The sequence below is a fragment of the Clostridium sp. UBA5712 genome (assembly GCF_002419845.1).
Taxonomy (GTDB): domain Bacteria; phylum Bacillota; class Clostridia; order Clostridiales; family Clostridiaceae; genus Clostridium_J; species Clostridium_J sulfidigenes.
The window spans coordinates 49,350-74,842 of the sequence record NZ_DIGW01000012.1 but is presented as its reverse complement, the minus strand read 5'-3'; the positions used below and the strand labels follow the sequence as shown (position 1 = coordinate 74,842).

At 29.3% G+C, this 25,493-nt stretch carries 20 protein-coding genes; 1 reads left to right on the top strand and 19 read right to left on the bottom strand.

Annotated elements, in window-relative coordinates; translation table 11 throughout:
• Positions 1–78: 78 nt before the first annotated feature.
• From B3B03_RS10125 to B3B03_RS10085, 9 genes are all read right to left on the bottom strand, one after another.
• On the bottom strand, positions 79–1,485 hold the full coding sequence (locus tag B3B03_RS10125; RefSeq protein WP_346847298.1) for a L,D-transpeptidase family protein: 1,407 nt from the start codon (positions 1,483–1,485) through the stop codon (positions 79–81).
• A gap of 188 nt (positions 1,486–1,673) precedes the next feature.
• On the bottom strand, positions 1,674–2,420 hold the full coding sequence (locus B3B03_RS10120) for a biosynthetic peptidoglycan transglycosylase (protein ID WP_346847297.1): 747 nt from the start codon (positions 2,418–2,420) through the stop codon (positions 1,674–1,676).
• A 337-nt stretch (positions 2,421–2,757) separates the two neighbouring features.
• Positions 2,758–4,017, bottom strand: a complete 1,260-nt coding sequence (locus B3B03_RS10115; RefSeq protein ID WP_346847296.1) for a GntP family permease — start codon at positions 4,015–4,017, stop codon at positions 2,758–2,760.
• Positions 4,018–4,041: 24 nt separating this feature from the next.
• The gene (locus tag B3B03_RS10110) at positions 4,042–5,184 is read right to left on the bottom strand and encodes a glycerate kinase (RefSeq protein ID WP_346847295.1); all 1,143 of its coding nucleotides are present in this window, start codon (positions 5,182–5,184) and stop codon (positions 4,042–4,044) included.
• 304 nt (positions 5,185–5,488) lie between these two features.
• Positions 5,489–6,574, bottom strand: a complete 1,086-nt coding sequence (locus tag B3B03_RS10105; protein WP_346847294.1) for a CdaR family transcriptional regulator — start codon at positions 6,572–6,574, stop codon at positions 5,489–5,491.
• A 75-nt stretch (positions 6,575–6,649) separates the two neighbouring features.
• A complete protein-coding gene (locus B3B03_RS10100; RefSeq protein ID WP_346847293.1) occupies positions 6,650–7,813 on the bottom strand; it encodes an SAM-dependent methyltransferase in 1,164 nt (387 codons plus the stop codon).
• Between the two features lie 260 nt (positions 7,814–8,073).
• A complete protein-coding gene (locus tag B3B03_RS10095) occupies positions 8,074–9,615 on the bottom strand; it encodes a glycine betaine uptake BCCT transporter (protein WP_084178084.1) in 1,542 nt (513 codons plus the stop codon).
• 88 nt (positions 9,616–9,703) lie between these two features.
• Positions 9,704–11,014 (bottom strand): betaine reductase selenoprotein B, encoded by a 1,311-nt coding sequence (grdH, locus tag B3B03_RS10090; RefSeq protein ID WP_346847292.1) that lies wholly within the window; start codon positions 11,012–11,014, stop codon positions 9,704–9,706.
• A gap of 18 nt (positions 11,015–11,032) precedes the next feature.
• On the bottom strand, positions 11,033–12,358 hold the full coding sequence (locus tag B3B03_RS10085) for a glycine/sarcosine/betaine reductase component B subunit (protein ID WP_346877229.1): 1,326 nt from the start codon (positions 12,356–12,358) through the stop codon (positions 11,033–11,035).
• Between the two features lie 221 nt (positions 12,359–12,579).
• Here B3B03_RS10085 and B3B03_RS10080 point away from each other — a divergent pair, with 221 nt between their 5' ends.
• Complete coding sequence (locus B3B03_RS10080) at positions 12,580–13,269, top strand: TetR/AcrR family transcriptional regulator (RefSeq protein WP_346877228.1); 690 nt, start codon at positions 12,580–12,582, stop codon at positions 13,267–13,269.
• Between the two features lie 153 nt (positions 13,270–13,422).
• On the opposite strand, the gene B3B03_RS10075 is transcribed toward B3B03_RS10080, so the two are convergent.
• The 10 genes from B3B03_RS10075 to B3B03_RS10030 all read right to left on the bottom strand — a co-directional run bounded on the left by B3B03_RS10075 (position 13,423) and on the right by B3B03_RS10030 (position 25,468).
• Positions 13,423–13,620 carry a cold-shock protein gene (locus tag B3B03_RS10075; RefSeq protein WP_035131204.1) on the bottom strand — a complete coding sequence of 66 codons (198 nt, stop codon included), beginning with the start codon at positions 13,618–13,620 and terminating at the stop codon, positions 13,423–13,425.
• A 180-nt stretch (positions 13,621–13,800) separates the two neighbouring features.
• Complete coding sequence (locus B3B03_RS10070; protein WP_346877227.1) at positions 13,801–16,737, bottom strand: insulinase family protein; 2,937 nt, start codon at positions 16,735–16,737, stop codon at positions 13,801–13,803.
• A gap of 420 nt (positions 16,738–17,157) precedes the next feature.
• Positions 17,158–17,586, bottom strand: a complete 429-nt coding sequence (mscL, locus tag B3B03_RS10065; RefSeq protein WP_346877226.1) for a large conductance mechanosensitive channel protein MscL — start codon at positions 17,584–17,586, stop codon at positions 17,158–17,160.
• The gene (locus B3B03_RS10060; protein ID WP_346877225.1) at positions 17,570–17,815 is read right to left on the bottom strand and encodes a hypothetical protein; all 246 of its coding nucleotides are present in this window, start codon (positions 17,813–17,815) and stop codon (positions 17,570–17,572) included. The genes mscL and B3B03_RS10060 overlap by 17 nt, the downstream gene beginning before the upstream one ends.
• Positions 17,816–17,860: 45 nt before the next feature.
• The gene (locus B3B03_RS10055) at positions 17,861–19,624 is read right to left on the bottom strand and encodes a PAS domain-containing protein (RefSeq protein WP_346877224.1); all 1,764 of its coding nucleotides are present in this window, start codon (positions 19,622–19,624) and stop codon (positions 17,861–17,863) included.
• A 291-nt stretch (positions 19,625–19,915) separates the two neighbouring features.
• Positions 19,916–21,304: an MATE family efflux transporter gene (locus B3B03_RS10050; RefSeq protein ID WP_346877223.1), complete on the bottom strand. Its 1,389-nt coding sequence runs from the start codon at positions 21,302–21,304 to the stop codon at positions 19,916–19,918.
• A gap of 476 nt (positions 21,305–21,780) precedes the next feature.
• Positions 21,781–22,287, bottom strand: a complete 507-nt coding sequence (locus B3B03_RS10045) for a GNAT family N-acetyltransferase (protein WP_346847284.1) — start codon at positions 22,285–22,287, stop codon at positions 21,781–21,783.
• 247 nt (positions 22,288–22,534) lie between these two features.
• Positions 22,535–23,386: a DMT family transporter gene (locus B3B03_RS10040; protein ID WP_346847283.1), complete on the bottom strand. Its 852-nt coding sequence runs from the start codon at positions 23,384–23,386 to the stop codon at positions 22,535–22,537.
• Positions 23,373–24,692, bottom strand: a complete 1,320-nt coding sequence (locus B3B03_RS10035; RefSeq protein WP_346877222.1) for an opine metallophore biosynthesis dehydrogenase — start codon at positions 24,690–24,692, stop codon at positions 23,373–23,375. The genes B3B03_RS10040 and B3B03_RS10035 overlap by 14 nt, the downstream gene beginning before the upstream one ends.
• A complete protein-coding gene (locus B3B03_RS10030) occupies positions 24,689–25,468 on the bottom strand; it encodes a nicotianamine synthase family protein (protein ID WP_346877221.1) in 780 nt (259 codons plus the stop codon). Before B3B03_RS10030 ends, B3B03_RS10035 begins: the two co-directional genes overlap by 4 nt.
• Between the last annotated feature and the right edge of the window lie 25 nt (positions 25,469–25,493).

The following is a 25,493-nucleotide window of genomic DNA, read 5'->3' as shown; positions in this document are numbered from 1 at the left end:
CAACTCCTTTTAGTTCTATAGTAATTATAATATTCTACTTTACTAAAAAGAGTTCTATGGTTTAATTATATAATCAAACTAAAAATAACATATTACTGGTGTACCCTGAGTTATATATTCAAATATCTTACTAGCAACATCATATGGAGTATTTATACATCCATGAGAACCATCTGTTATATAAATTTGCCCTCCAAATTTTGAGCGCCAAGTAGCATCATGGATACCAATATCCCCATTGAAAGGCATCCAATAACTAACGGGTGCCGCATAATTTTCTCCTCTTAAAGTTGCATTTTTTTCTTTGTAAGTTAAACTGTAAATACCTGGTGGAGTAGCATGCTTACTATCAGCATTACCACTAACCATAGGCCCTTCCGTAATTAAAACTCCATCATTGTAAAACCATATATGCTGGGTTGTTAAATTAATTTCTACATATGTATTTCCGAAATCATTTGCACCATAAGCTACAGCTGTTTGAGCATATATAGGTTGTCTTTCTTCCTTTTTTCCATCTTTAATAGCATTAATTAAAGTTTCAGTTTCTTCACTATAATTAATTAACCATCCATAGTTACCTCCGCTTACATTTACGGTAGTTCCAATGGAGGTTTTAAAATTTCTTGTAGCCCCATAAGTATCGTACTTAATAGACAGTGAATTTACATATTCTCTTGCCTTTTCTTCATTAATAGATACCTTAAAGTTTTTATCAATATCAAGCCAATTATGAATAGAATCTCCATTTAATACTTCTTTATTATCTCCAAATTTATGAGTAATTACTGAGCCTATATACTTATCAAGAGTATTTTTAGCATTTACCACTTCCTTTGAAGCAACAGTATACTTTGGTTTTTCATAGCATTCAATTTCTTCTAAATTTATTTCATCTACTTTATTATTAAGTGCTTCCTTAACTTTTTTATATAATATATCTTTATTTACCTTATTTCCTTGTACTTCATCTTTAATTACGTATTCCTTATTTTCATATTCAATTTTAGCACTCTCAGGTTTAATTACATTATCATTCTTAAAACAATTTAAACTACGAAACTTCTTTTTTAACAATTCATCATTATAAGATACTTTTTTTTCTAACTTATAATCGCTAGTATTAAAAACTCCATAAATCCATCCAAAAGCACTTTGATTATCCTTCAAGTCTCCAATTTTGTTTTCTAAATTATACTTATATTCAATGTCGCTTCCATTTATATTTTCTTCAATATTACCTCTTTGCTTTAACTTTAATATATAAGCTTCACTTTCTGCTAATATATCAGCTTCTATATCTTCCGTGGTTTTTCCAGTAACACTAACTCCATTAATCTTAGTTCCAAAATAAAATCTCTTCATAAAATATAAAGATGTACTTAAATATATAATTAGCAAAATACTAATGGAAATTATAATACCTATAATTATCCTCTTCTTTATATTCACACTTTTTTCTACTTCTTGATCTTTAATCTCCATAATAACCCCCTATATAACTAGCAATTGCAAATAAATTTACCCCGATTATTTACAATTAAATAATATTAATAAATATATTCTCATACTATATATACTAATCATACCACTTTAAAAGTACAAAAATATAGGTTGTACCTATTATTATTAAAGTACAACCTATAAGTTTTAATTTATAGCTTTTTCAACCCTTAATTTATAGTTTCTGAAGCAAGCGTAGCCTTATTGAAAGTTTTATCCATTTTACCGTTACATAGTAACTCTGCTTCCTCTCTTGAAATAACATTATTTCTTATCATAGACATTAATACAACTTCACTTCTTTCCTTTGCTCTTTCATAATTTTTAGATAATGCATAGTTTTCTGGTGATTGTGGTAATCCAGCTAACAACAATGATTGAGATAAAGTTATTTCATTGGGTGATGTATTAAAGTATCCTTTAGAGGCTTGTTTAATTCCAGAATAGCCATCGCCATAATATATTACATTTACATATAGCTCTAATATTTCTTCCTTTGAGTAATTATTTTCTAGTTCTCTAACCACAAAAATTTCCGCAATTTTTCTTTCCAATCTTTGCTCATGGGTAAAAAATAAGTTTTTTGCTAATTGCTGTGTTATTGTACTTCCCCCCATAATTATTTTCCCTGCATCAATATTACTAATAGCTGACCTTCCTATGGCTATTAAATCTATTCCATTATGATTATAAAATCTATGATCTTCTACGGATACAATAGCATCTAGGAAGTCTTTAGAGATTCCATCTATAGTTACATAATCCTTACCATTTCTTATATCATTAATTTTTTCTTGTACCCCTATATCAGAGGTAGCAGCTCTATATAAAGAATATCCATCTTGTAAAACAAAAACTCCAAGTGCTGTCATTAAAACAATAATCCCTAAAGTAAGTTTAACTAATAACTTCTTCATTGCAACTCCTCCTTATAAGTTTATTATACATCTCTTAGTTCACATATGTTATCGAAGTAACTTACACTTATCTTACACTTTTGTAATTTACAATTTTATAGGTTAACATATTAATTATTAATTACTAAAATTAATTAATATTATAGTCAATGACTAGTGATTTAAAGAAGGCTTTAAAATAAAAATACTATCATCAAAGAATTCATAAGTATTCCTTAATGATAGTATTTTCCTATTTAATTAAGAGTCTATGGATTTTAAAACTTGATATTGCTCTATTACTTTTAAAATTTAAATATTGTATTTCTTTTTAACTATTATATCTATACTTACTAAACTAGAATATAATTCCCCACATTATTGTAGAAACTAAAGTCATTGATAATCCTACTAAAGATTCATATGGTATTAATTTCAAACGCTGTCCTATGCTCATCCCTGTTGCTCCTGCTGTTGCATGGAAGAAAGAACCATGTGGTAGATGATCAAGAACTGTAGCTCCAGCATGAACCATCGCCGCTCCTCCTATAGGTGATATACCTACTCCCACTATGGCTTGTGAGAATGTAGCTGATGCTATAGTTGACCCTGAGGTTGTTGAAGCTGTAGCAGCACACATTAATATTCCAGAAATAGGTGCCAATACAAATGCTGGCATATTTAAAGCATTAAGCACTCCTATAGTTGTAGCCTGTAATCCTGATGCCTTTATTATTCCTGCTACAGTACCTGTCCCTATTAAAAGTATTGCTACAGGCATCATTTTAGATAATCCAAAGGTTAGATATTCGTTAATATTTTTACCTTTACCCATAACTAAAACTCCTATAATACCTCCAACTGGCAATGCTATAAGTGGATCTATTGATATTCCTATTAATGGTCTAAGTGATAGTAAAATTATAGTTACAATTGGACCAATTATTGCTGCAAAGAAAGATGGCAATTCCACCTCTTCAACATCTTCTATTTTTGTTTCTTTTGCACCTCTATACTTTTTATTAAGTAAAGAAGTCAATATTACTGTAACTACAAGCCCAACTATGGCAGGAATTATATTAGCTACCATTAAAGATGACAATTCTACTCCAAAATTTTCTGCTGCTGCTATGGTATTAGGGTTTGGCGATACTATATTTCCTGCCTTACCTCCACCAATCATAGCTAAAAGTATAACCATAGGTGAATATCCTAATTTCTTCGCTATTGCAAGGGCTATAGGTGCTACTGTTATTACTGCTACATCTATAAATACTCCAACAGCTGTTAGTATCATGGTTGATAACGCTATGGCAAATAGTGCTCTTTTCTCACCTAAGCTTTTTACAATTTGATCTGCAATTTTAGCTGCTGCTCCTGTCTTAATAAGTACTCCTGCTAAAACTCCAGAGGTCACTATACGAAGGATTGCTGGCATGATATCTTTTGCTCCGCTTATCATTACACTTACGGTTCCTTCAATTCCAGCTCCACCTACTAACCCTCCAACTACTGCACCTAATATTAAACTATATACAGGTTGTACTTTTTTAATGATTAATACTATGGCTACTACAAGCCCAAGTAAAGCTCCTAATGTTGTAATCTGTACTTCCATTATCGTCACCCCTATTTAAGATTTTTATTCTTTCATTGTCTTTATAAGTCTGAAAATTTGCGTCATTGTTGATGTCATATTCTTTATAGCTGTTTCTTTATTAACTGCTTCTTCTATAGTCATAGCTGAATTTATTATAGAAAAATAGGCATCTATTCCTTCTTCATTACACTTAACAGCATCTTCTGTAGTGCATCCTGCCACTGCTATTACCTTAACCTTATGTTTTTTAGCAAGCTTAGCAACTCCTATAGGCGCTTTTCCCATGGCAGTTTGATTATCTAGTCTACCCTCACCAGTAATAACTAAATCTGCATCCTTTAAGGCTTCTTCTAACTTAATTTCTTCTAATATTATCTTAATTCCAGATTCTAGTTTTGAATTTAAGAACCCTAAAAATGCAAATCCAAGTCCACCTGCTGCTCCCACACCTTCTGTCTCAGCTATATCTTTTCCTAAGTCTTTTTTAACCACCTGTGCAAAATTTCTAAGTCCTCTATCTAATTCTTTCACCATATCAAGAGTTGCACCTTTTTGTGGTCCATAAACATAGGCTGCTCCATTTTCTCCATACAAAGGATTGGTCACATCACAAGCTATTTTGAAGGTACACTCATCTAACTCCTTCAATTTATTATGTGTTTTTATAGTTTTTATCTTATTTAATACCTGGCCACCAAAACCAACAGGTTCATTATTTTCATCATAAAACTCATATCCTAAGGCCTGTAGCATTCCTACTCCTGCATCATTAGTAGCACTTCCACCTATTCCAACTATAAAGTTTCTACATCCTTCTTTTATGGCAGCTTTTATTATTTCTCCAACTCCATAGGTAGTAGTTTTTAAAGGATTTCTTAGTTCTTGTGGAACAAGTGCATAACCTGCCCCTTGAGCCATTTCTATTATTGCTGTATTGTTATTTTTTAATATCCCATACTTAGCCTCCACCTTTTCTTCCACTGGACCTGTAACAGATATAATTTTACCTTCACCATTCATGCCTTCTACTAAGGCATCTACAGTTCCCTCTCCCCCATCTGCTAAGGGCATTATTTTTATATCTGAATTATTATCTACATTCAATATTGCTGTTTTTATTGCATTAGCTGCTTCAATTGAGGTTAAACTTCCCTTTAAAGAATCTATAGAAATTACAATTTTCATTGCTACCTCCTCCTTTTATCAAATTATATCAAAGGATTTTTGTCACTTCTATGTTACACACAACAAAATAATACGTTTTCACACCTTAATTTTTGTCATATCTAATATTGAATTTTCAAATTTAAAATCCTTCATAAAAATATTTTTACTTATAAACAAAAATATCCCAAAATTGGTTATAATTAATCCTCATTTTTATTTGATTGATACCTATTATTCCATATAGATACAATTTCAATAAAAATTTTAGATTTAATCAATTTTGAGATAATTCATTATTAAAAATTTCTTTGCATTTTGCCTTTTATGATAGTTTTATAGCTAAATAAAGTATTACGGATTCATTAAATTTCCTTGGATTAAATCCTGATTTTTCATATATTCTTTCTAATCTGTACTGAAGGGTATTTTTATGTACATATAACTCTTCTGCAGTTTGTTTTAGAGACATATCATTTTTATAATAAACCTCCAATAGATTTATATCCTCTTCATCAAGAGATTTTAATACCTTATCCTTATACTGATTTTTTGTTTCAGTATCTACACTCTCTAAAATAAGCTCTAAATTCAAGCTATCAAGATAAGTTAAAATATCATGGTTTTCAGCGGAGTATTTAAGGGCAATTCTAGCTTCTTCATAGGATTTATACGCTTCATATAAACCCTTTAACCTCCCTACTCCCCCAGTTAAAATTCCATGATACTTACTTAATGTTTCCAAATGAGTGTTTCTTAATTTATTATATCTTTCTTGGTTTACTAACGCTATGAATTCATTAGGATAAATATATAGTTTAAATATATTACCAATATCATCTAATACACCTTTTATATGGTTCTCTATAGTCTCTAGCTCTCTAAGATTATGATACTTATTTATCTTTAAAATAACTATTGCAAACTGCTGATCTAACTCTATTCCAAATTCCTGAAGAATATTTTCAATTTCATTTTTATCTTCAACATTATTATATATCAATGACTTTACAACATAATTTATTCTCTGTTTATCTGCTTCGTATTTATAATTTAGCTGCTGTTCTTTTATAAATATTTCTGTGATTTTAGTGACTAAAAATCCAAATTTACTAACTTCACTAGGCTCTCCAGTTATACCTATAGCACCTACTGCAATATTATTTATTTTTATGGGATAGTTTATACCTTTTCTACTTCCTTTATATTCCTCATTATCTTCAACAGTTACATTACTCAAAGTTTTTATAGCATTATATCCTGCTTGATGAAAGGTGTTAAGTCTAGATTTATCTGTACTACCTATAATTATCCCATTAATATCTATAAAATTTATATCTTTATCTACAACCTCTTTAACTGCATTTACTATTTCTTGAGCTAAGTTAAAATTGATTTTATTAATTATCATAATTTAAATCATCTCCTTGTGAAGCACTATATACAAACTTAAAGGAGGTTACCTTGTAACAAATATTATATACCACTAAATTAATTCATCCTGCTTTAATAAATTAAACAATGTAGGATTCAAATTAAATTCATTCATTAAAGCATTAACCTCTGAAAGTGCCTTTTCCTTTTTTTCCTTAGCTATACTAGCCTTTGATGCCCTAATTAATATGTTTTTAGGAGAATGAGCTATATCTATAAATTCTAAAAGCTGAGTTTTATATCCTACAGATTCTAAAAGATTTCCTCTTACTGCATCAGTCATGAGAGCTGCTACTCTTTCTTGAACTATGCCGTATCTAGTAAGTATAGATAAGGATTCTGTGTTCATTTGCTTATTAAACTCATGCTGACAACAAGGTACAGAAAAAATCATTTTGCTATTCCATTTAATAGCATTATATAATGCATAATCTGTAGCAGTATCACAAGCATGTAAGGTAATTACCATATCAACCTTATCATTATATTTAAATCCATTTATATCTCCAAGTTCAAAGTGTAAGTTTTCATAATTATATCTTTTAGCTATATCATTACACTTTTCGATTACATCCTTTTTAAGGTCTAGACCTATCATCTTAACATTAATTTTCTTAATCTCTACAAAATAGTAATATAGTACAAAGGTTAAATAAGATTTGCCACATCCAAAATCTAAAATTGTAAGCTCTTTATAATCATTCTTTTTAATTTCATCATCAATGATTTCAACAAATCTATTTATTTGTTTGTACTTATCATACTTAGAATTTACCACTTTGCCTTCTTTAGTGAAGATTCCTAAATCTATAAGGGGCTCAATTATCATTCCTTCTTTAATGATATAATTCTTTTCTTTATTATGTTCTTTATTAATAAGACTTTCATTATTGCTTGTTTTCTTTCCTAAATGAACTTTACCCTTTTTAGATATTCTTAAATCAAAGGTAATATTACTTGCCCAAGCAGAAACTTGTTTATAATTATCCATTGTATACTCTAAGACTTTTTCCTTTAATAAATCTAAAGGAATATTTTCATGAAATACCTGCTTATCAGTATACTTTTCTATTTGATAATACTCCTTCGAGTTGTTTTCCTTTAATATAAATATTATTTTGTTATATTCTATATCTTTATTCATCTTATTACTAATAACTAATTTTATAATATGTTCTTTTATAATTTCATCAATTGCTTTTCTTAATTCTTCCATCTTTACACACCTTACTATTTATATTTGTATCTATTGTATCATATATTAAATTATTGTGTTCTAAAAGAAAAAGTACATCCAAAATATTATATTATCTACATAGGGTAGGGTATAGATAAATTTTTAATTTTCTATGAAATGATAATATATAGCTTTAACTATTGGTTATAAAAATGAATATTAAAAAGGGAGTCTATGACTCCCTTAAACTTTATAAATTAACTTAATATATATACCTTACAATCTATCTAAATCGCTAATTATATCTTTTCAGTTTTCAGTGCCTTCCACAGTGAAACGCAACATAAAAGCATTACTATAATAAACGGAAATGCAGCAACTACAGATGCTGTTTGTAATGATGCTAATCCACCTGATAACAATAAAGCTGTAGCTAGTAGTGCCTGAAGTATACCCCATATTATTTTCTTTTTATTAGATGGATTTAAATCTCCATTTGAAGATAACATACCTAACACAAAAGTTGCTGAGTTAGCTGAAGTAATGAAGAAAGTACCTAATAATATTATAGTAAATACTGAAATTATACTTCCTAGTGGATATTTAGTTATAACTTGGAAAAATGCAGTTTCTGGTGATGCAGCTAAGTTTTTTAATACATCCATTGTGAGCTCGCCAGTAATACCAAGATTTACTCCAAGAGTTCCAAAGACTGAGAACCAAATTATAGATACAATACTTGGTGCTACAATAACTCCAATTATAAACTCTCTAATAGTTCTTCCTTTGGATATTCTAGCAATAAATACTCCTACAAAAGGTGCCCAAGCAATCCACCACGCCCAGTAAAATATTCTCCAACTATTTACCCATTTATTACTTGCAAAAGGTTCAATATGCAGGCTACTCTCTATAAACTCTGCTAGATAACCACCTGTACCATTTAAAAAAGTATTTATTATCTTTATGGTTGGTCCTATAAATAGAGATAAAATTAAAATCCCAAAAGCAATGACCAAGTTTATATTTGATATTGCACTAATTCCTTTTTCAATCCCACTAACTGCAGTCCAAATAACTATTACTGTTATGACAAATATTATAATTAACTGAACTATAGGCGTTTCTGGAACTCCAAACATATAACTTAATCCACTATTAATTTGTAGTGTTCCAAGTCCTAAAGAAGTTGCAACTCCAGCTACTGTGGCAAATACTGCAAGTATATCAATAGTTTTACCAATTGGTCCATTTACTCTTTCTTCTCCTAATAATGGAATAAATATGCTGCTAATTAGTCCAGGTTTATTTTTTCTAAATTGAAAATATGCTAGAGCAAGACCTATAATACTATAATTTGCCCAAGGGTGGAATCCCCAATGCATAAAAGAAGATTTAAAAGCAAAATTTGCAGCTTCAACGGAACCTGGATCCATACCTTCTATTGGTGCTACAAAGTGAGATATAGGCTCTGCAATTCCCCAAAATACTAGTCCTATTCCCATACCTGCTCCAAATAGCATTGCAAACCAAGCAACGGTGCTATATTCTGGTTTTGAATCATCCGGTCCAAGTTTTATTTTCCCAAATTTACTAAATGCTAATACTACTGCGAATACTACAAATATCATCATAGAAAGCAGGTATGCCCAGCCAAATTTTTCAGTTAAAAAATTAAGAGCACTATTGGATATTTTTTCAAAACCACTTTTATCTAAAATTCCCCAAAATACAATAGCAAAAGTTATAATCAATGAAATAATAAAAACTGAATTTGTCCCTTGCTTTCTTTTAGTCTTTACATTTAGTGTTGTATTTATATTAGTGTTATTATTCCCCATAACAATATCCTCCTTAAAATTAGAGTAGATAATTATGCCGTAGGTTTTCTTTAGGGGCTGTAAATTTACTTTCACAGCCCCTTAAATATTAAAACTTAACTTTAAAAACAGTTTGTTCTTTTACATCTGTAGCTAAGGCATCTAATGCAACTCCAACTCTGTGGTAACGAAGTTTCCATTGTTCTTCTTTTGAAGTTCCTGGATCTCCTAGCGGATATGGAATAGATATAGTAGGAATAATCTTGTTTGCTCCTGCTGTTTTTGAAACTGGAATTAAGTTTGCCATTTGTACAATTGGCATACCTGATTTTTCAATTTCCTTAACCATGGTTGCACCGCAACGCGTACAAGTTCCTCACGTAGAAACCATTATAACTCCATCTATACCTTCATCTTTAAGATGAACTAAAATCTCCTGTGCCATTCTCTTTGCCTCAGCTTGAGTAGTTCCAGTACCAACTGTTGAATAGAAATACTCATGTAATTTTTTGAATTTTCCTTCTTTCTCATATACTCTTAATGCATCTATTGGAGCTATTACATTTGGGTCTGCATCTGCTGCTGCAGGATCAAAACCAGCATGGATTGTTTTATAAACTCCACCTTTTAGAGCATCTACGCCATCAATATTGTATCTTCCCCATCTTGTTGCAGACGCTGATTGAATTCTATCTGGATTATCTACAGGGACGATGCCTCCTGTATTTAAAAGTGCTATAGTTGCATTTTTAAGATCTTTAATTGGCTCTGCTATAGGTACTATATCTGTTTTAGGAATTGGAAGTTCAGTGATAAACGGTCTTCCATATAATTTATCTATAAGCATTTCTACTGCTCTATCAGCACCAAACTTACCATCTTTTCTCCAAATTTGATGTCTTATCCCTCTAGGATAATATCCTTCTACTTCAGCACCAAGGGTTTTTTCACCTTTTAAAAGCTTATTTCCAAAGGTTGCCATAGCTTTTATATCACTTCTCATTTTAGCTGCACTATGTCCTCCTACAAAAACATACATATCTCTTTTAAACATTTCTACCCCAGGATTTTCTATGTGCATAGAAGTAATTACTGGAACATTAAATTCTTCTTTAACAGCATTACAGATTTCACCACACGCAACACCATATCTTCCTGCTTGAAAAGCTGGGCCTGCAAAGAAAATATCAAATTCTATATTTTTAAGTTCAGATATAATTCTTTTTATAGCTTCTTCTGTATTAGATCCCATAAAGTTATCTCCACAAATTATTGTATGAGTAACTTCTGCATCTAAGTTTTTATTTAGCTCTATAGCCGGTCCTATTGTGCCTTCCTTAATTATAGGCTCAAAATCCGCCTTATCTTCTCCACCTATTTGACCAAAGAATTGGTTTATATATATTACTGCCTTTTTCATTTTATCCCCTCCTAGTTACTAAAACTCTATCATTGTTTTTGGCGACCAACCACAAACCTGATCTCCACAGAACATAGCATTATTCTCCATTATTATTGATCCATCTGATCTTACAGAAGGTCCAAGTATCTCATCATTTTCCCAACCACCAGATACACCGTCTCTACCTAGAGATTCTAATTCTCCTATAACAGTTTCCATTGGTGGAAGAGTTATTAATTCTGACACATTACCACAAGACACTATAGCATCAGCCTTTTCGTCCATAGAAACTAGTGGCTGTGATTGTCCATCTCTTCCAGTACACTCATTAGTAAGTCCTACAACTTTTACTCCCGCATCTTCAAGAGCAACTATACAAGCTGTAAAATCTGCATCAGGGTTACCATACCCTTCCTCTGCAACTATTGCACCATCAGCTCCAATAGACTTTGCAATCTGTGCTACAAATAGTGCGGCACGGTTTTTTTGTTCTAAAGCTACATTCAGATTTGACATTATTATTCCTAAGAAATTTATTGTCTTTCCATGTTCTTTATAAAGTCTTTTTATTGTAGGATTATTTTGAAACTCATAAGTTGACCATTTAGATGAGCAAGGCATGAAACTACCTGATACCAACGCTCCATCTAAAACTTCATTTGGATGCATAAAGGTTGGTAGCATACGATTCATGTCCCATCCATATAAAAATGTGTTATACCCTAACTCTTCCATTTGAGATTGAGGTTGCATAACAAATACCATACTTGGAAGTTCATTTACCCTTTTTTCACGTTTTATTACTGGTTTTAGTTCATATTCTTCAATTTCTTCTGGCTCTAAATCTTTAACAACACTGCCTATAAATTCTGCAAGTTTATGACCTGCTTCTCTTAAAGCTTTATTTTTTTTCTGTTGTTCTCTTTTTTCAAATTCTTCATCTGTATCAGCAACTAGTACTATATTTTTAAGTTGAGAATAGTAGGTATATTTTGCACCTTCTCCACTCATATCAATAAGTCCATCTTGAAATCCACCCCAATGTTTTCCCACTACCAGCAGACTACAATCCTTCAGTGCATGAGTTCTACCATTACCTGCTTTAACTAAATCTCCTGTATAACCTGGAAATAATGAATCTCCATTCAATTTTACTCTTGGCTCTATAGCTTCTTTTACTGGCATAAGTCGTACATTGTCACCTGGTTTAACAATAAATAAATCTGCTTCAATTATGTGCTTGTCCTCTAAAACAAAATCTAATGCTTCCTTTTTATTAATAGTTAGTATTCCTTGAGTAAATTCTGTTTTTTCGCCAAAAACTATATCTTCCACATGAAAATTTCCAATTTCTAGTTTCATACTCCCACTCCCTTATTATTTTTTTAATATTCTTAATATTTATAATATTATTTTATTCCTCTAATTGCATTTTGTAAACGCGTTTACGTTTTTTTGTTATTTAATTAACAAATTCTATGTATTTAAAAATCAAATAGTTAATCTTATATCATTATAAATTTAAATTTTAATGTTATAATAAAGATACATATTAATAATGAGTAAATTAAAGGGGTAATCTTATGACTAAGTCAGCCATAGAAAGAAAAGAAATGATAGTTTCTTTCATAAGTTCAGCTAATAAACTTATAGATGAAGAAGGTATAGAAAATGTTACAGCAAGAAAAATTGCTCATGCTACAGGATATAACGTTGCTACTGCATATAAGTACTTTAAAAATTTAAATCATATTTTGTTTTTTGCTTGCATGAAATATTATAATTTATATATTCAAGATCTTCCTAATTATATTAGTGAAGACAATTCATCTTTAGAGAATTATTTAGGTATTTGGAAGTGTTTCTCTATACACGCTTTTAACAATCCTAAAATCTTTAAATCAATATTTCTAGATCAAGGTCATCTTAGTGTTAAAGATACTATGAAGGAATATTATGAAATTTTTCCTAATGAATTAAAAAGTCTCCCAACATCTTTATCTACTATGCTAGATAAAGATTATATTAATGAACGTGATCTTGCTTTACTTGAAGTATGTATTAAAGATGGGTATATAAATCAAGAAGATGTTAAAGAATTAAGTGAAAATATTATTATTTTTTTTGAAGGTTTATTGATGAAAGTTACAAACCATGTTGATGGATATAGTAAAAAAAGGGCATTAGAAATTATTCTAAAATTTATTTATAACACCTTGCATTATTATAACTTAAAGTCTTCCAATGTTTTATCACCTTTTTTAACTCTATAAAATGCCATTAATGTAGATGTATTTAAAATGAATATTAATTTAATATTTACATATATTGTGTAATCACACTTTTAAATAATTTATAATTTTTAAATATAAAAAACCCCTTAAATAGTATAACTATTTAAGGGGTAAATATTTACTAATTAAAAACTAGATAATAGTAATATTTTCTGCTTGTGGTCCTTTTGGTCCTTTAGCTACATCAAAAGAAACTTTTTGACCTTCTTCAAGTGATTTATAACCATCAGAATTTATTTGAGAAAAGTGTGCGAAAACATCTGTTCCATCTTCTCCTGTAATAAATCCAAAACCTTTTTCTCCATTAAACCATTTTACTGTACCATTCATAAATGTATACCTCCGAAATTTTATTTTTCTTAAATTCATTGTAATAATTCACTAACAAAATTTCGATATTAACATACTCTATTTATTAAGTACTAATTGAAACATATTGGTTTATATTATTTACTATTAATTTAAGTTCTTATTAAGCATACTACACTTTATTATATAAAGCAAGTTATTTTATAATAATTTACTTGTTTTATTAAAAATAGTTTTATTTTCCTTAATTTTTCCTTCATTACCTACTATACAACAATAATTTTCATTCATTCCTATCTTAATCATTGAAGCATAACTTCTTATATCTTCATTAGTAGTACTTAAAAGTTCATCTCTCCATCTTTGAATGTCTTCTTGAGTTACATTGCAAATATAGTCTGCAACTGCTTTTTCACCTTTTCTATCAGGAGTTAATGGTTTATATAACTGTCCAACAGATCCTATTATAAATTTTTCCATATCCTCCTTGGTAAAATCTACTTCTTCTAAGAATTTATAAGCTTCATTATATACATCTATAGTTCTTGTAAGATTAGGATCACGATAGGAGAAAATTGCTAAATTACCATCCTTATTCATGTCACTATAACATCCATAAGCACCACCTTGAAGACGAACTCTAGGATATAAATATTCATTATCTAATATATTTAAAAGCACTCTCATTTTCCCTGAATATTCATAACCAAGATCTGCAAAATTAAATCCCTTAACTACATATTGCACATTACTAGCAGTTATTATAGCTTCTATATCCTTTTTGCTCTTATGCTCAAGATTATATAATTTAGTAGGTTCAGTTTTAATGTTACAAATAACCTTATTAATATTAGTTACTACTGTTTCAACTTCTTTTTCTTCTCCCACCACTGAGATAATTAAATTATTTTTATTAAATATTGTTTCATAAACCTTAATAAGATTGCTTCTAACTTCCTTACCAGATTTCTCAATACTTTTTTCTAAATTACAGATGAATTCATAATAAGTTGCACCACTAATTTTTTCCCAGTATCCTCTACCACAAGAAGTCTGTGCAAATACTCTGTTCATCCCAACCTCATGTCCTGCATTTATAACTCTCATTTGAAGCTTTGATTTTGTTTCTTGAATAATTTGTTTAAGCCTACTTAAATCATCAAATTTAGTAGTAGTAATTATTTCATTTACTAACTCTAGTAGAGATGAAATGTTTTCTGCAATTACCTTTGATTTAACTATAAATTTAGGATGATATGCCTGACTATTATTTTTCTCAGTGTATACTTGATTTTCAAAAGTTATTCCACCTGTAGTTTTATAGATTTCTGTGATTAATTGAGAATAACCTCTTTTCTCAGTATCAAGCTCCCCTAAAACATCCTTTAAAAGTCCTAAATAAGGAATATACTTTTCTTCAATTACTTTTGCATCAAATAGCAGATTAATATACACTATTTTATTTGTAGAAATATGATGTTTTAAAATGGTTATTCCTTGTTCTTTTACAACCTCTTGAGGAATTTTTTCTACTTTTTTATCTACCTCTTCTATAGGTAGCTTTGGAAGAGTATCTTTTTCTTCTTGGGTATCAACCCTAACTTGAGCTTCTTTTAACTTCCTATTTCGCTCCATAAGCTCTTTTATTTCTTTTTCGGATAAAGAACTTCTATAATTTTCTAGCTTTTTTTCTAATGCTTTATTTCTAGCATCTTCTAATCCCTTTTTAGGTGTCAAAACTACTAAGGAACAATGGGGATTTTTAACCATATTCTTTTCAATAAACTTCTCAAAATATCCATTGTCTAAAGCAGCTTTTATCTTATTAAGGATATCTTCATACTTCAAGTGAACAAGAGGATCTCCATCATATATCCAACTATTTAAAACCCAATCATTATATTCGATTCCCTTATTAGCAGTTCTCCATGGATCAGCTTCACGCAAATCAAATTCAATGGTGTTTATAGCTGCCTTCAATTGATCCTTATCTAATCCCTTGTCTACAAGTTCTTTAAGAGTATTCATAATAACATTTATAAATTCACTCTTCTTTGTAATATCTACATTCTTAGCTACTATTGGGAATAATATTTCCTTAGTTGCATCCATATTCATATCATCCCTTGTTATAATACACTCACCTATACCAGCTTTAAGTAAGGCAGCTTTTATTGGAGATGCTGAGGATTCAATTAACATGTTATAAAGTATTTTTGTAGCTAAATATGCCTCTCCATTACGTGTTTCTTCAAAGGCAAAATTTAGTGCTAAAAATGCCTTATTTTCTTCATCTTCATCCTCCCTAATAGAATAATTAGCAGTTCTTTCTACCATACCTTCAAAATTTTTCACATCATCTATATGAGAAGATATCTCTATTCTGTCAAATTCATAAAGATATTCATCATTTATAAACTTAAGACATGCATCCAAATCCTGATCCCCGTATAGATAGATATAACTATTAGATGGGTGATAAAATTTGCTATGAAACTTTTCAAAATCCTCTTGAGTTAGATTAGGTATATCCTCTGGATCTCCACCTGAAACAAAGGCATAAGTAGTATTTGGAAATATTGATCTATATATATCACTACAAATAACTTCCTCTGGTGATGACATGGCTCCTTGCATTTCACTATAAACTACACCCTTATACGCTAGTTTATTAGTATTTTCATCTAATTCATATCTCCAACCTTCTTGACGTAATATTTCATGATTTTCATATATTCTAGGATGTAAAACTGCATCTAAATATACATCGATTAAATTCATAAAATCTTTACTATTTCTACTTCCTACAGGATACATAGTTTTGTCTGTAAATGTCATAGCATTTAAAAAAGTGTGTAATGAACTCTTGGCCATATCTCCAAAAGGATCCTTAGCCTTAAATTTTCTTGAACCACAAAGTACAGAATGCTCTAATATATGAGCAACTCCAGTACTATCTGTAGGAGTTGTCCTAAAACTTATAGAAAATAACTTATTATCATCTTCATTTTCTAAATGTAAAAGTCTTGCTCCACTTTTCACATGTTCAAATATTCTAGCCATGGATTGTGCCTCTTCTACCTTCTCCTCTTTTAATAATTTAAATCCATAGTAGATTTCGTTAGTTTTAAATTGCATATAAATTCCCCCCACAATCACTCCTAATAGTGGTTTAAAATCATTTTAAACCATTACTATTCATAACTTTATATTAAATAAAAAAGTCATAGATATACCTTAGTTAAACCAAGATATCTACAACTTCTCATTTTACTAAAAAAATAAAAAGTCATAGAGTCCAAACAACCCCATGACTTAAAATATCAAAATAAATATGTTAAAATCTATTCTTAAGGCCGTTATAGGTATTATAAAATTCACTTTTATTCAAATTTTTTATACTTTTCACTTAAAAACGACCTCCTTTCAATATTCTAACTATTCAATCATAACATTTTTTAACATACTTGTAAATACAATTAATATAAGTTATGCTACATACATAAACAAGCTCTTCAATTTTATATACTATAAAAACTTTATTAAAACTTATACATCTTATAAGTCAGAAGTACAATGAGGGCATTTTGATGCTTCAATTGAGATTTCTGAAATACAGTAAGGACATTTTTTAGTTGTTACAGGTTTTGCTTCTTCTTTGCCTTTAAACCTATCAAGTTGCTTTACCACAATAAATACTACAAATGTCATAATTAAAAAGTCTATAAGTCCAGTTAGAAAAACTCCATAAGCAACTACTGAGGCTCCAGCTTCCTTTGCAGCAGCTAGAGTTACATATTCTTTTCCATCTAAAGCAATAAACAAATTTGAAAAATCGATTCTACCTACAAAAATACTAATAATAGGCATTATTACTGTCTCAACCAAAGATGTTACAAGCTTAGTAAAAGCTGCACCTATAATCATACCAATTGCTAAGTCAATCATATTACCTTTAATCGCAAATTTTTTAAATTCCTTTAACATACTTTTCCTCCTCAAAATAATAAAAAACTCTACTTGCTATACCTAATAGCCTAAAAGATCTATCATCATAATTACCATAGGATATAACTTGTCCATTATAACATAAATGAACATGTCCAACAGACCCTATTCCATCTAATGTTACATATATAAATACTTCAATGTCAACATCTTTATTACTACTATTTTTTTCATCTATGACAACATCTTTTAAAAGAAGTTCCAGCATAATATAAATTCTATTATACTGAAACTTCTTTGATATTCTTAGTTTTTAATTTCTACTATTAATTTCTTCTGTGATTTTACTTATAAGCTCTTCAACCTCAAATCCGCCTCTTTCACTAATCATATCTAATGTAGCTATAGATGCCATAGTTTTAAATAATACTGGATTTTTTAGTTTACTAAACTTAGGGGAAAGGTTTAATAAGAATTCTTTTAGAAATGGATATTTTTTTACTAAGTCACCTATAACAGTTTCCTTTGTTAATCCATATTGATTTTTTATAACCTCACCACTTATCTCATCCTTTTTACTTTCTTGTTTTTCATTAGTCCAAGATAATAATCTCTGACTTCCCTGTAACCCTCTAATCTTTGTTACATCCTGCATCATCTCAAGTACGCCTCTAAAATTCCCTTCTTCATCTCTTACTGCATTATAGATTATATAAATAAACTTACCACCGATTTCTAACCAAAATTCTGCCTGATCTTGTTCACCAGCTCTAAACGCTCTAATAATTTCTTCTACCATATGAACACTTTCTCTTGGATGGCAATTTTGCACCTTTCTTCCTATAACTCCTGCACTTCTTGGAAATACTCGATGTTTTGTATCACTATAAAACTTTACAATCTCATTTTCATCTACATAGGATAAATCTACTTGAAGGTGTTTAAAAATTAAATTTATCTGCTTAAGTGTTAACTTTCCTTGGCTTACATCTAACACTTCATTATCTTCTTTATTGAATATTCCATGTTTTTGTAAAACCTTTGCCAAATCCTTCAAAAGCTCATTATTAGACGCATTTTCGTCTTTCTTAACTTCATCTTCTTTGTAATAAGGTGGTTTCTCAATTAGACAATATCCAATTTCATCATCACCTTTTCTCATCTTAATAAAATCTTCATGGTCAAGAAGATCCATTGAAGTTGGATAAAGTATTTCTTCTTCTTTTATCATCATATCCTCAATCATTTCAATTACTTCATTTTGAATATCTAAAAACTTTTCATCTTCATCCCGATCTAAATACTCTTTAGCTTTTTTAATAATATCTTTTATATTATTCTCTAAGGTCCACATTACTTTAGAAGGTTTATCGAAGCCCTTATCCTCGAGAGCAGGATATAGTTGATTTTGCTTTCTTGAAAAATGTATATTAATTTCTTCTAATTTATCATATATCTCAGCCCATTGATTTTTAATAAACTTTTTATTTAACATATTCTTAGCTTCAATTAAAACATTTCTTATAGCCTTTACTTCCTCTAAATAGGTTCTAATTGGATGACCTAATTTAACGTCTATTTTATTACTTGTAAGTATTCCATCAAAAATTTGCAGAATTTCATCCATTCTCTCTGCTAATTCATCATCAGTTATACCATATTGCTGAAGATATTGCTCACATATAGCAAATTCTTGAGCTGTTACACTTTTAACTGATGTTATCATTTCTTCTTTTGCTAGTTCTAGAGATATTTCTCCTCTTAAATACTTAAGTTTTATTTCCATGATCTTTTTAATTTTATCATGGTCCATTTCTAAATTATCCTCCATTTGAATTTTTTCTATTTTCTCTTTAGGAGTGAAGTAAACATGAAATTCTTCATTACTTAACTTCTCTACATGTTTATCAAAGCCTTTACCATCCATCATTTTATACATAGGAAAAGGTTCGAAATCTTTAATTACATGTATACCTTCATTTGATTTTAACTCCTTAATTGCTTTAGTAATACAATCTTTAAAAGTCTCATGGTCTCCACGTCCATCAATGGTAATGTAGTTAATTTGCTTTTTCATATATTTTCATCCTCCTCATATTTTATATAAAATTTAAATCTATTATTTAAATTTAAAGTTTCTATTTAACATCATATTGTTTTTAATTGATAATGTCTTTCATTTACAATGTATCATTATTTTATTTATAAATCTGTGATTACTATCACAATATTTCTTAATATTATTTAATTATCTTCAGTATAACAACTGCAATATTGTCAATATCTAAAACTGAATAAAAAAAGATGATTATATCAATTGCACTATTGATATAATCATCTTCTTAAAATCTATTTAATTCATGTACTTTTAATTATGTCCAGCAAAGCCTTTATTTCTCCACTTACCTCTCTTAAAGAAAACTGTAGTTACAATTGCTCCAAGTGTCCAAGAAACAAGTAGTGATATAAATGTAGATTCTGGTCTTCCAGTAGGATAAGCTGCACTACGAGTTAAATATGCAATACCATAAGCAACAGGTACACGTAAAATCACCGTAGTAATTAGAGAAATCCACATAGGTGTCATAGTATCCCCTGCACCTCTCATTACACCTGATAAACTTTGAGTTACTGCCATAGCAATATAACCCACTGCAAGAATACGCATCATATGCATACTTAAGTCAACTAATTCTGCTGTATCAGTGAAAACACCCATAAGGTATTTACCAAAAATTAAAATTAAAATTGTTATAACAGTAGAAACTCCAACAGCGATCATAGTACCATCTTTAGTCCCCTTATCAACTCTATCCATCTTTTTAGCACCAATATTTTGACCAGCATAGGTTGTCATTGCATTACCAAAGGTGAAGTTAGGCATCATAGCAAATCCATCTACACGCATAACAATTACATTACATGCTATAACCATTTCTCCAAAACTATTAGTTAGAGATTGTACAACAATCATTGCAATAGAAAATATGGCTTGAGTAAATCCAGATGGCAATCCAAGTTTTATAAGCTTCATCGAATATTCCTTAGCTGGTACAAGCATCTTAAGATTAAAATCAAAGGTACTATTCATTCTTGCTAACTTAATAATACAAAGAACTGCTGATATACCTTGAGCAATAATAGTTGCCAAAGCAACTCCTGGTACACCCATTCCAAGTCCTGCAACAAACCAAAGATCAAGGAATACATTTAAAATTGTAGCAATAAGTAAAAATCCAAGAGCAGATATAGAGTCGCCAAGTCCTCTAAGTACTCCTGCTAAAATATTGTAATAAGCAAAGCCTGCTATACCTACATAATAAATAACAAGATAATCTGCACACCAATCTATTATAGATGCTGGAGTGTTAAGAAAAGATAACAATGGACGAGTAACTAGAGGCCCTATAACCATTATGATTAGAGATGCTATAGCAGTAAGAGATATGCATACCCCAATGGTATGAGAAAGCCTTTCCCTATCCTTTGCTCCAAAATATTGAGCAACCATGATTCCTGCTCCTGTTGCAATTCCAACAAAAAGTACAAGTAAAAGATTTAATATTGGAGATGCACTACCTACAGCAGCCAGTGCATTATCACCTACATACTTACCCACAATAATAGAATCCGCTGTGTTATAAAACTGCTGAGCTATATTACCAATAAGCATTGGTAATGAAAATTCTACAATTCGTTTCCACGGTGTCCCCTCAGTCATGTCTCTGGGAGAAAAAAGTTCTGAAAATTTTACCATACATCTACCTCCTGATTAAATTTAATAAATTAAACTTCAATTTTTCCTTAATTTAGAGCTAACCATAAATGGTTAGCTCTAAATTTCATTCTTTTATAATTTATTTTCATTTTTAAAATTTATATAATAAACAGAGTTCTTAGCTTATTTGAATCTTACCAACAAAATTCTTAATATCGGTATTTTTGATACTTAGAAGTCGTTATCCTTTAGGATAAATCTTTTAAATCCACAGGTCTTTTGAAAATTACTTCGATACTCGAATCAATATTAGTGTATAACAATTCTGAATTATTGTCAATTTTTGTTTTAAATTTAATGTTGTTGTTAAATGATAAAAATTCATTAGTAAAAATTTTATCTACTATAACAATAATTTAATTCTCAACAAAAAAACAACCCTCCCAGTTTATTACCTAAGATGGTTGTCTAAAATTTTTTCTTTATTATTTTATTTACTCTCATATAAAAGATTATTATGCTGCTTTCTTCCAGAATATTTCCTTTGTAATATGATATTCTACTTCTTTTTCAAGTTTTTTTATTTCTCTAAATCCAATTCCCTTTACAAGGTTTTGAGACCGTTTATTATCTTTCTTAATTTTTGCAACAACTTTTTCTGTCCTCATTTCAAAAAATGCAGTTTTTAATGCTTCCATAACCGCATTATGTCCTATACCTTTTCCCCACAGTTCCTTTTCTCCCACAGCTATAACAATTTCAATTGTTTCACCTTTTGGGATAAGTCTTAAAAAGCCTATAGTTCCATATGGATTTTTTATAGTAAAAAATCTACAGTTGTTATTAAATAAATGAGTTAAAATTGGCATATTTACTCTATCTATAACATTAATTAAGTTCTCTCTAGCCTTATTATCTTCATTTAAATACTTTACAATTTCCTCATCACTAAGCCAATCAGCTATCTTTTCTGCATCAGATCTATATACTTCTGGGCTTAGGACTATACTGTTTATTTCCACAAAGTACAACTCCTTAAACCTATTTAATGCTTGCAAACATATGTTAATTTACTAGTAACTATGATTTATAATACTATTAATCTCAATATAAGTAAAAATCTTAATTGCTGATTAACTAAGTTTAACTTGTTTTTATTGTACTTTCCTTTGTTTTCTACAACTTTTCCAATTAGTTTATATTTTCCATTTTTAGCTTTTTAATCCCAGTTAAAGTTATTAAAAGTCTTTTTATTACATTTAATTTCACCTACTCTAAAGATTTTTGTCTGGATAAAACAATAGATGCTCCAATTATAAGAATTCCTCCTAATATAGAGTATACGGATAAAGATTCTCCAAATAATATCAATCCCCAAGTTGCATTAAATAATATTCCTATATACCTTACTACTTCTACAATTACAGCATTAGTATTTCCAAACGCACCTGTTAAAAATATTTGTGCTAATAAGGAAACAACTCCTAAAATAAACAATAAAACAAATTCTCTAACTGTTGGTACTACAAAATTATTTCTCATTAATATAGCCGCTACTATTGTAGATGCAGCTAAAAAATAAAATACAATTTCATAAGAATGATGTTTCTTAGATTTTGCTAATTTTCTAATAGTTATAGAAGCACTTGCTGATAGGATTGCACTTAACAATCCAAATATAGCATAAAAAGAATATGTGGAATATCTAAATGGATTTATTATAAGGCTTGCCCCAAATAAAATAATTATAATAAATATCCAAGCATTCTTTGGTAGTCTTTCCTTCAAAAACATTGCAGAAAATATCATTACAAAAACACCTGATAAATGTGCTAATATAGAAGCATCTCCTAACTTCATTGTAGAAATTGCAAAGAAGTATGTTACCATGTAAAGTCCTCCTAGAAGCCCTCTCATTAATAAAAGTGGTTTTCCTTCTTTAGAAAACTTTACATTAGTTCCCTTCATTAATATCAATATTAAAATCACACCAATTATGCCTCTAAAAAAAGCTATTTCATTAGAGGGTATTCTATTACTAACTAACTTTACTAAAACATTCATTATACTAAACGTAAATGAAGATAGTATTGCCAATATTACACCTTTATCTACTCTCATTTAATCGCTCCTTAATTATAATTTTTGCATTGTTTATGCTATGATCTTCAAATACACTATTATTTATATTATTCTCACCCTTATCTTCAATAAATTTATTTAAGTAAATATCAAATAAGTCTAATAAATATTTTGCATTTTCCATGTCTATATTTAATTTTTTTCCTATAGCATATAAAAGCTTGATCTTTTTATAATCTTCAAATGGCATTCTTGGTATATTCCATTTTCCCCTATTATCTTTATAAATTTTTGGATAAGGAATCCTTGAAAACTCAAAGTATCTTCCATTTTTATCTGGTATGGAAAACGGATCAATTAATATTGAGGAATATCTAACATAAAGTAAATATTCTTGTTTTATGGTATCATATTCCATATATTTATCTATATTTTCTCTTGATATAGATTCTTCTAAAACTGGATAATTATCATCGTTTAAAAACTTAAGTATATTAATAGGTTTAATCCTGAGTTTCATATACACTTGACATATTTCTTTCCATAAAGAACGCATAATAGATATAGTATTCATTGTTATAGGTCCTTCTGGATATAGCTTGTATACATATTTATTTGTTTTATCATAATCAAATACTTGATTTAAACTAATATCATTAATTAAAAAAGCTGGATGTACAAACATAGTTATGTTTCTGCTTTCAACTTCTAATGGATCATTTAATATTTCTGAAATAACTCCAATATCTTTTAGAAAACTTTTTAGAACTTGTACTTTATAGCTATATTCTAATGATGAACCTATATATATCTTTTTTTTCAAAGCTTTTGTTGTTACTTCTATTAATGATTTTGATGATGAATACTTAGTTGCACCGAAATAATTAGACAAAGAAATTATCTCTAATTCCCTTATCTCTCTATTTAAGTAATTAGAAACTATTATACTAGACCCAAACTCTGGTGATACTAAAATAATCGTTTTTACTCTAGTAAGCCTTAGTAAATCTACTTTTTTTAATATGTCCATATAGCAATCACATGGAACACACAATACCATAGTCTCCCAAATATCATCTATATTAGCATGTCCAATATATAATTTTTTTAATTTATAGCTTCCTTCTACTTTAAATAATTCTCTTTTTGATGAGCTCCCCATTATTGTAAAATTATTATTTTTTAATTGTTGTAAAAAAGATATAGTTTTATCACTTTCTCTAGCAACCATACCTATTTCACCCAAAAACCCTTTAGATAAATTAATTGTCATATTCATTGCTACAGGTCCTGAACCTACTATTAATATGTTTCCCAAATTATTATATATATCTTTAAGCATCATACAGATTTCTCCAAAACTATACTTTCATAAATATATTTACTGTCTTTTATTATTGTTTTTTGACAATGTTTCAATATCTTTGTATCCAAAGGGTAATTAAATATACTTTTTAACTCATTTCCATACCTTAAAATAACCTTTGTATCTCCATTGATATTTTCTAATAAAAATTTTGCAATATCTAATTTTTCTTCAACTAAAGAAGCTATAATAATATGAGTAAAGTTGTTTAAATCAAATTTACTTACATCTTGGGATGAAAAGAATATATTTTTGATCCCATACTTATCTGATAATCTTTGAGACAAATCAAGTGCTTCTTTATCAATATCTAAACATGTCACTTCACAATCAACTTCATTTTTTATAGTAAAAGCTGTTATAGGCATAGCTCCAGAGCCAATAAATAGAATCCTTGATTTGGTATTTATTTCAAACTCCAGTATTTCATTTTTCACAGCAAGATTTAATTCATCAGAATACTTGAATGAATCCACACTACCGCTTAATATGCTATGAGCTTGAAACTTTTCAACCCATCCTAAGGCATTTGAAGTAGAGTTTCTAAGTTCTCTAACTAGAGAATCATACGTTTCTTCTGATAAATATTTCTTCCATTTTAAATTATTTGAATTATCTAGTATAAAATCACATACGTAATCAAGTTTATCTTTTAAGACTGAAAAACATTCATTATGCTCTTTGCATAAGTTCATAATTTCTTTAATATCTATGTTTAACAACTTTAAATTTAATAAAAATTTATGTTTATTCATACCCTCTCACCTCAAAACTTTATTT

Excerpts from the sequence above, each read along its gene's own strand:
- B3B03_RS10125 (WP_346847298.1), bottom strand. The coding sequence starts at position 1,485 with ATGGAGATTAAAGATCAAGAAGTAGAAAAAAGTGTGAATATAAAGAAG.
- B3B03_RS10120 (WP_346847297.1), bottom strand. The coding sequence starts at position 2,420 with ATGAAGAAGTTATTAGTTAAACTTACTTTAGGGATTATTGTTTTAATG.
- B3B03_RS10115 (WP_346847296.1), bottom strand. The coding sequence starts at position 4,017 with ATGGAAGTACAGATTACAACATTAGGAGCTTTACTTGGGCTTGTAGTA.
- B3B03_RS10110 (WP_346847295.1), bottom strand. The coding sequence starts at position 5,184 with ATGAAAATTGTAATTTCTATAGATTCTTTAAAGGGAAGTTTAACCTCA.
- B3B03_RS10105 (WP_346847294.1), bottom strand. The coding sequence starts at position 6,574 with ATGATAATTAATAAAATCAATTTTAACTTAGCTCAAGAAATAGTAAAT.
- B3B03_RS10100 (WP_346847293.1), bottom strand. The coding sequence starts at position 7,813 with ATGGAAGAATTAAGAAAAGCAATTGATGAAATTATAAAAGAACATATT.
- B3B03_RS10095 (WP_084178084.1), bottom strand. The coding sequence starts at position 9,615 with ATGGGGAATAATAACACTAATATAAATACAACACTAAATGTAAAGACT.
- B3B03_RS10085 (WP_346877229.1), bottom strand. The coding sequence starts at position 12,358 with ATGAAACTAGAAATTGGAAATTTTCATGTGGAAGATATAGTTTTTGGC.
- B3B03_RS10080 (WP_346877228.1), top strand. The coding sequence starts at position 12,580 with ATGACTAAGTCAGCCATAGAAAGAAAAGAAATGATAGTTTCTTTCATA.
- B3B03_RS10075 (WP_035131204.1), bottom strand. The coding sequence starts at position 13,620 with ATGAATGGTACAGTAAAATGGTTTAATGGAGAAAAAGGTTTTGGATTT.
- B3B03_RS10070 (WP_346877227.1), bottom strand. The coding sequence starts at position 16,737 with ATGCAATTTAAAACTAACGAAATCTACTATGGATTTAAATTATTAAAA.
- mscL (WP_346877226.1), bottom strand. The coding sequence starts at position 17,586 with ATGTTAAAGGAATTTAAAAAATTTGCGATTAAAGGTAATATGATTGAC.
- B3B03_RS10060 (WP_346877225.1), bottom strand. The coding sequence starts at position 17,815 with ATGCTGGAACTTCTTTTAAAAGATGTTGTCATAGATGAAAAAAATAGT.
- B3B03_RS10055 (WP_346877224.1), bottom strand. The coding sequence starts at position 19,624 with ATGAAAAAGCAAATTAACTACATTACCATTGATGGACGTGGAGACCAT.
- B3B03_RS10050 (WP_346877223.1), bottom strand. The coding sequence starts at position 21,304 with ATGGTAAAATTTTCAGAACTTTTTTCTCCCAGAGACATGACTGAGGGG.
- B3B03_RS10040 (WP_346847283.1), bottom strand. The coding sequence starts at position 23,386 with ATGAGAGTAGATAAAGGTGTAATATTGGCAATACTATCTTCATTTACG.
- B3B03_RS10035 (WP_346877222.1), bottom strand. The coding sequence starts at position 24,692 with ATGATGCTTAAAGATATATATAATAATTTGGGAAACATATTAATAGTA.
- B3B03_RS10030 (WP_346877221.1), bottom strand. The coding sequence starts at position 25,468 with ATGAATAAACATAAATTTTTATTAAATTTAAAGTTGTTAAACATAGAT.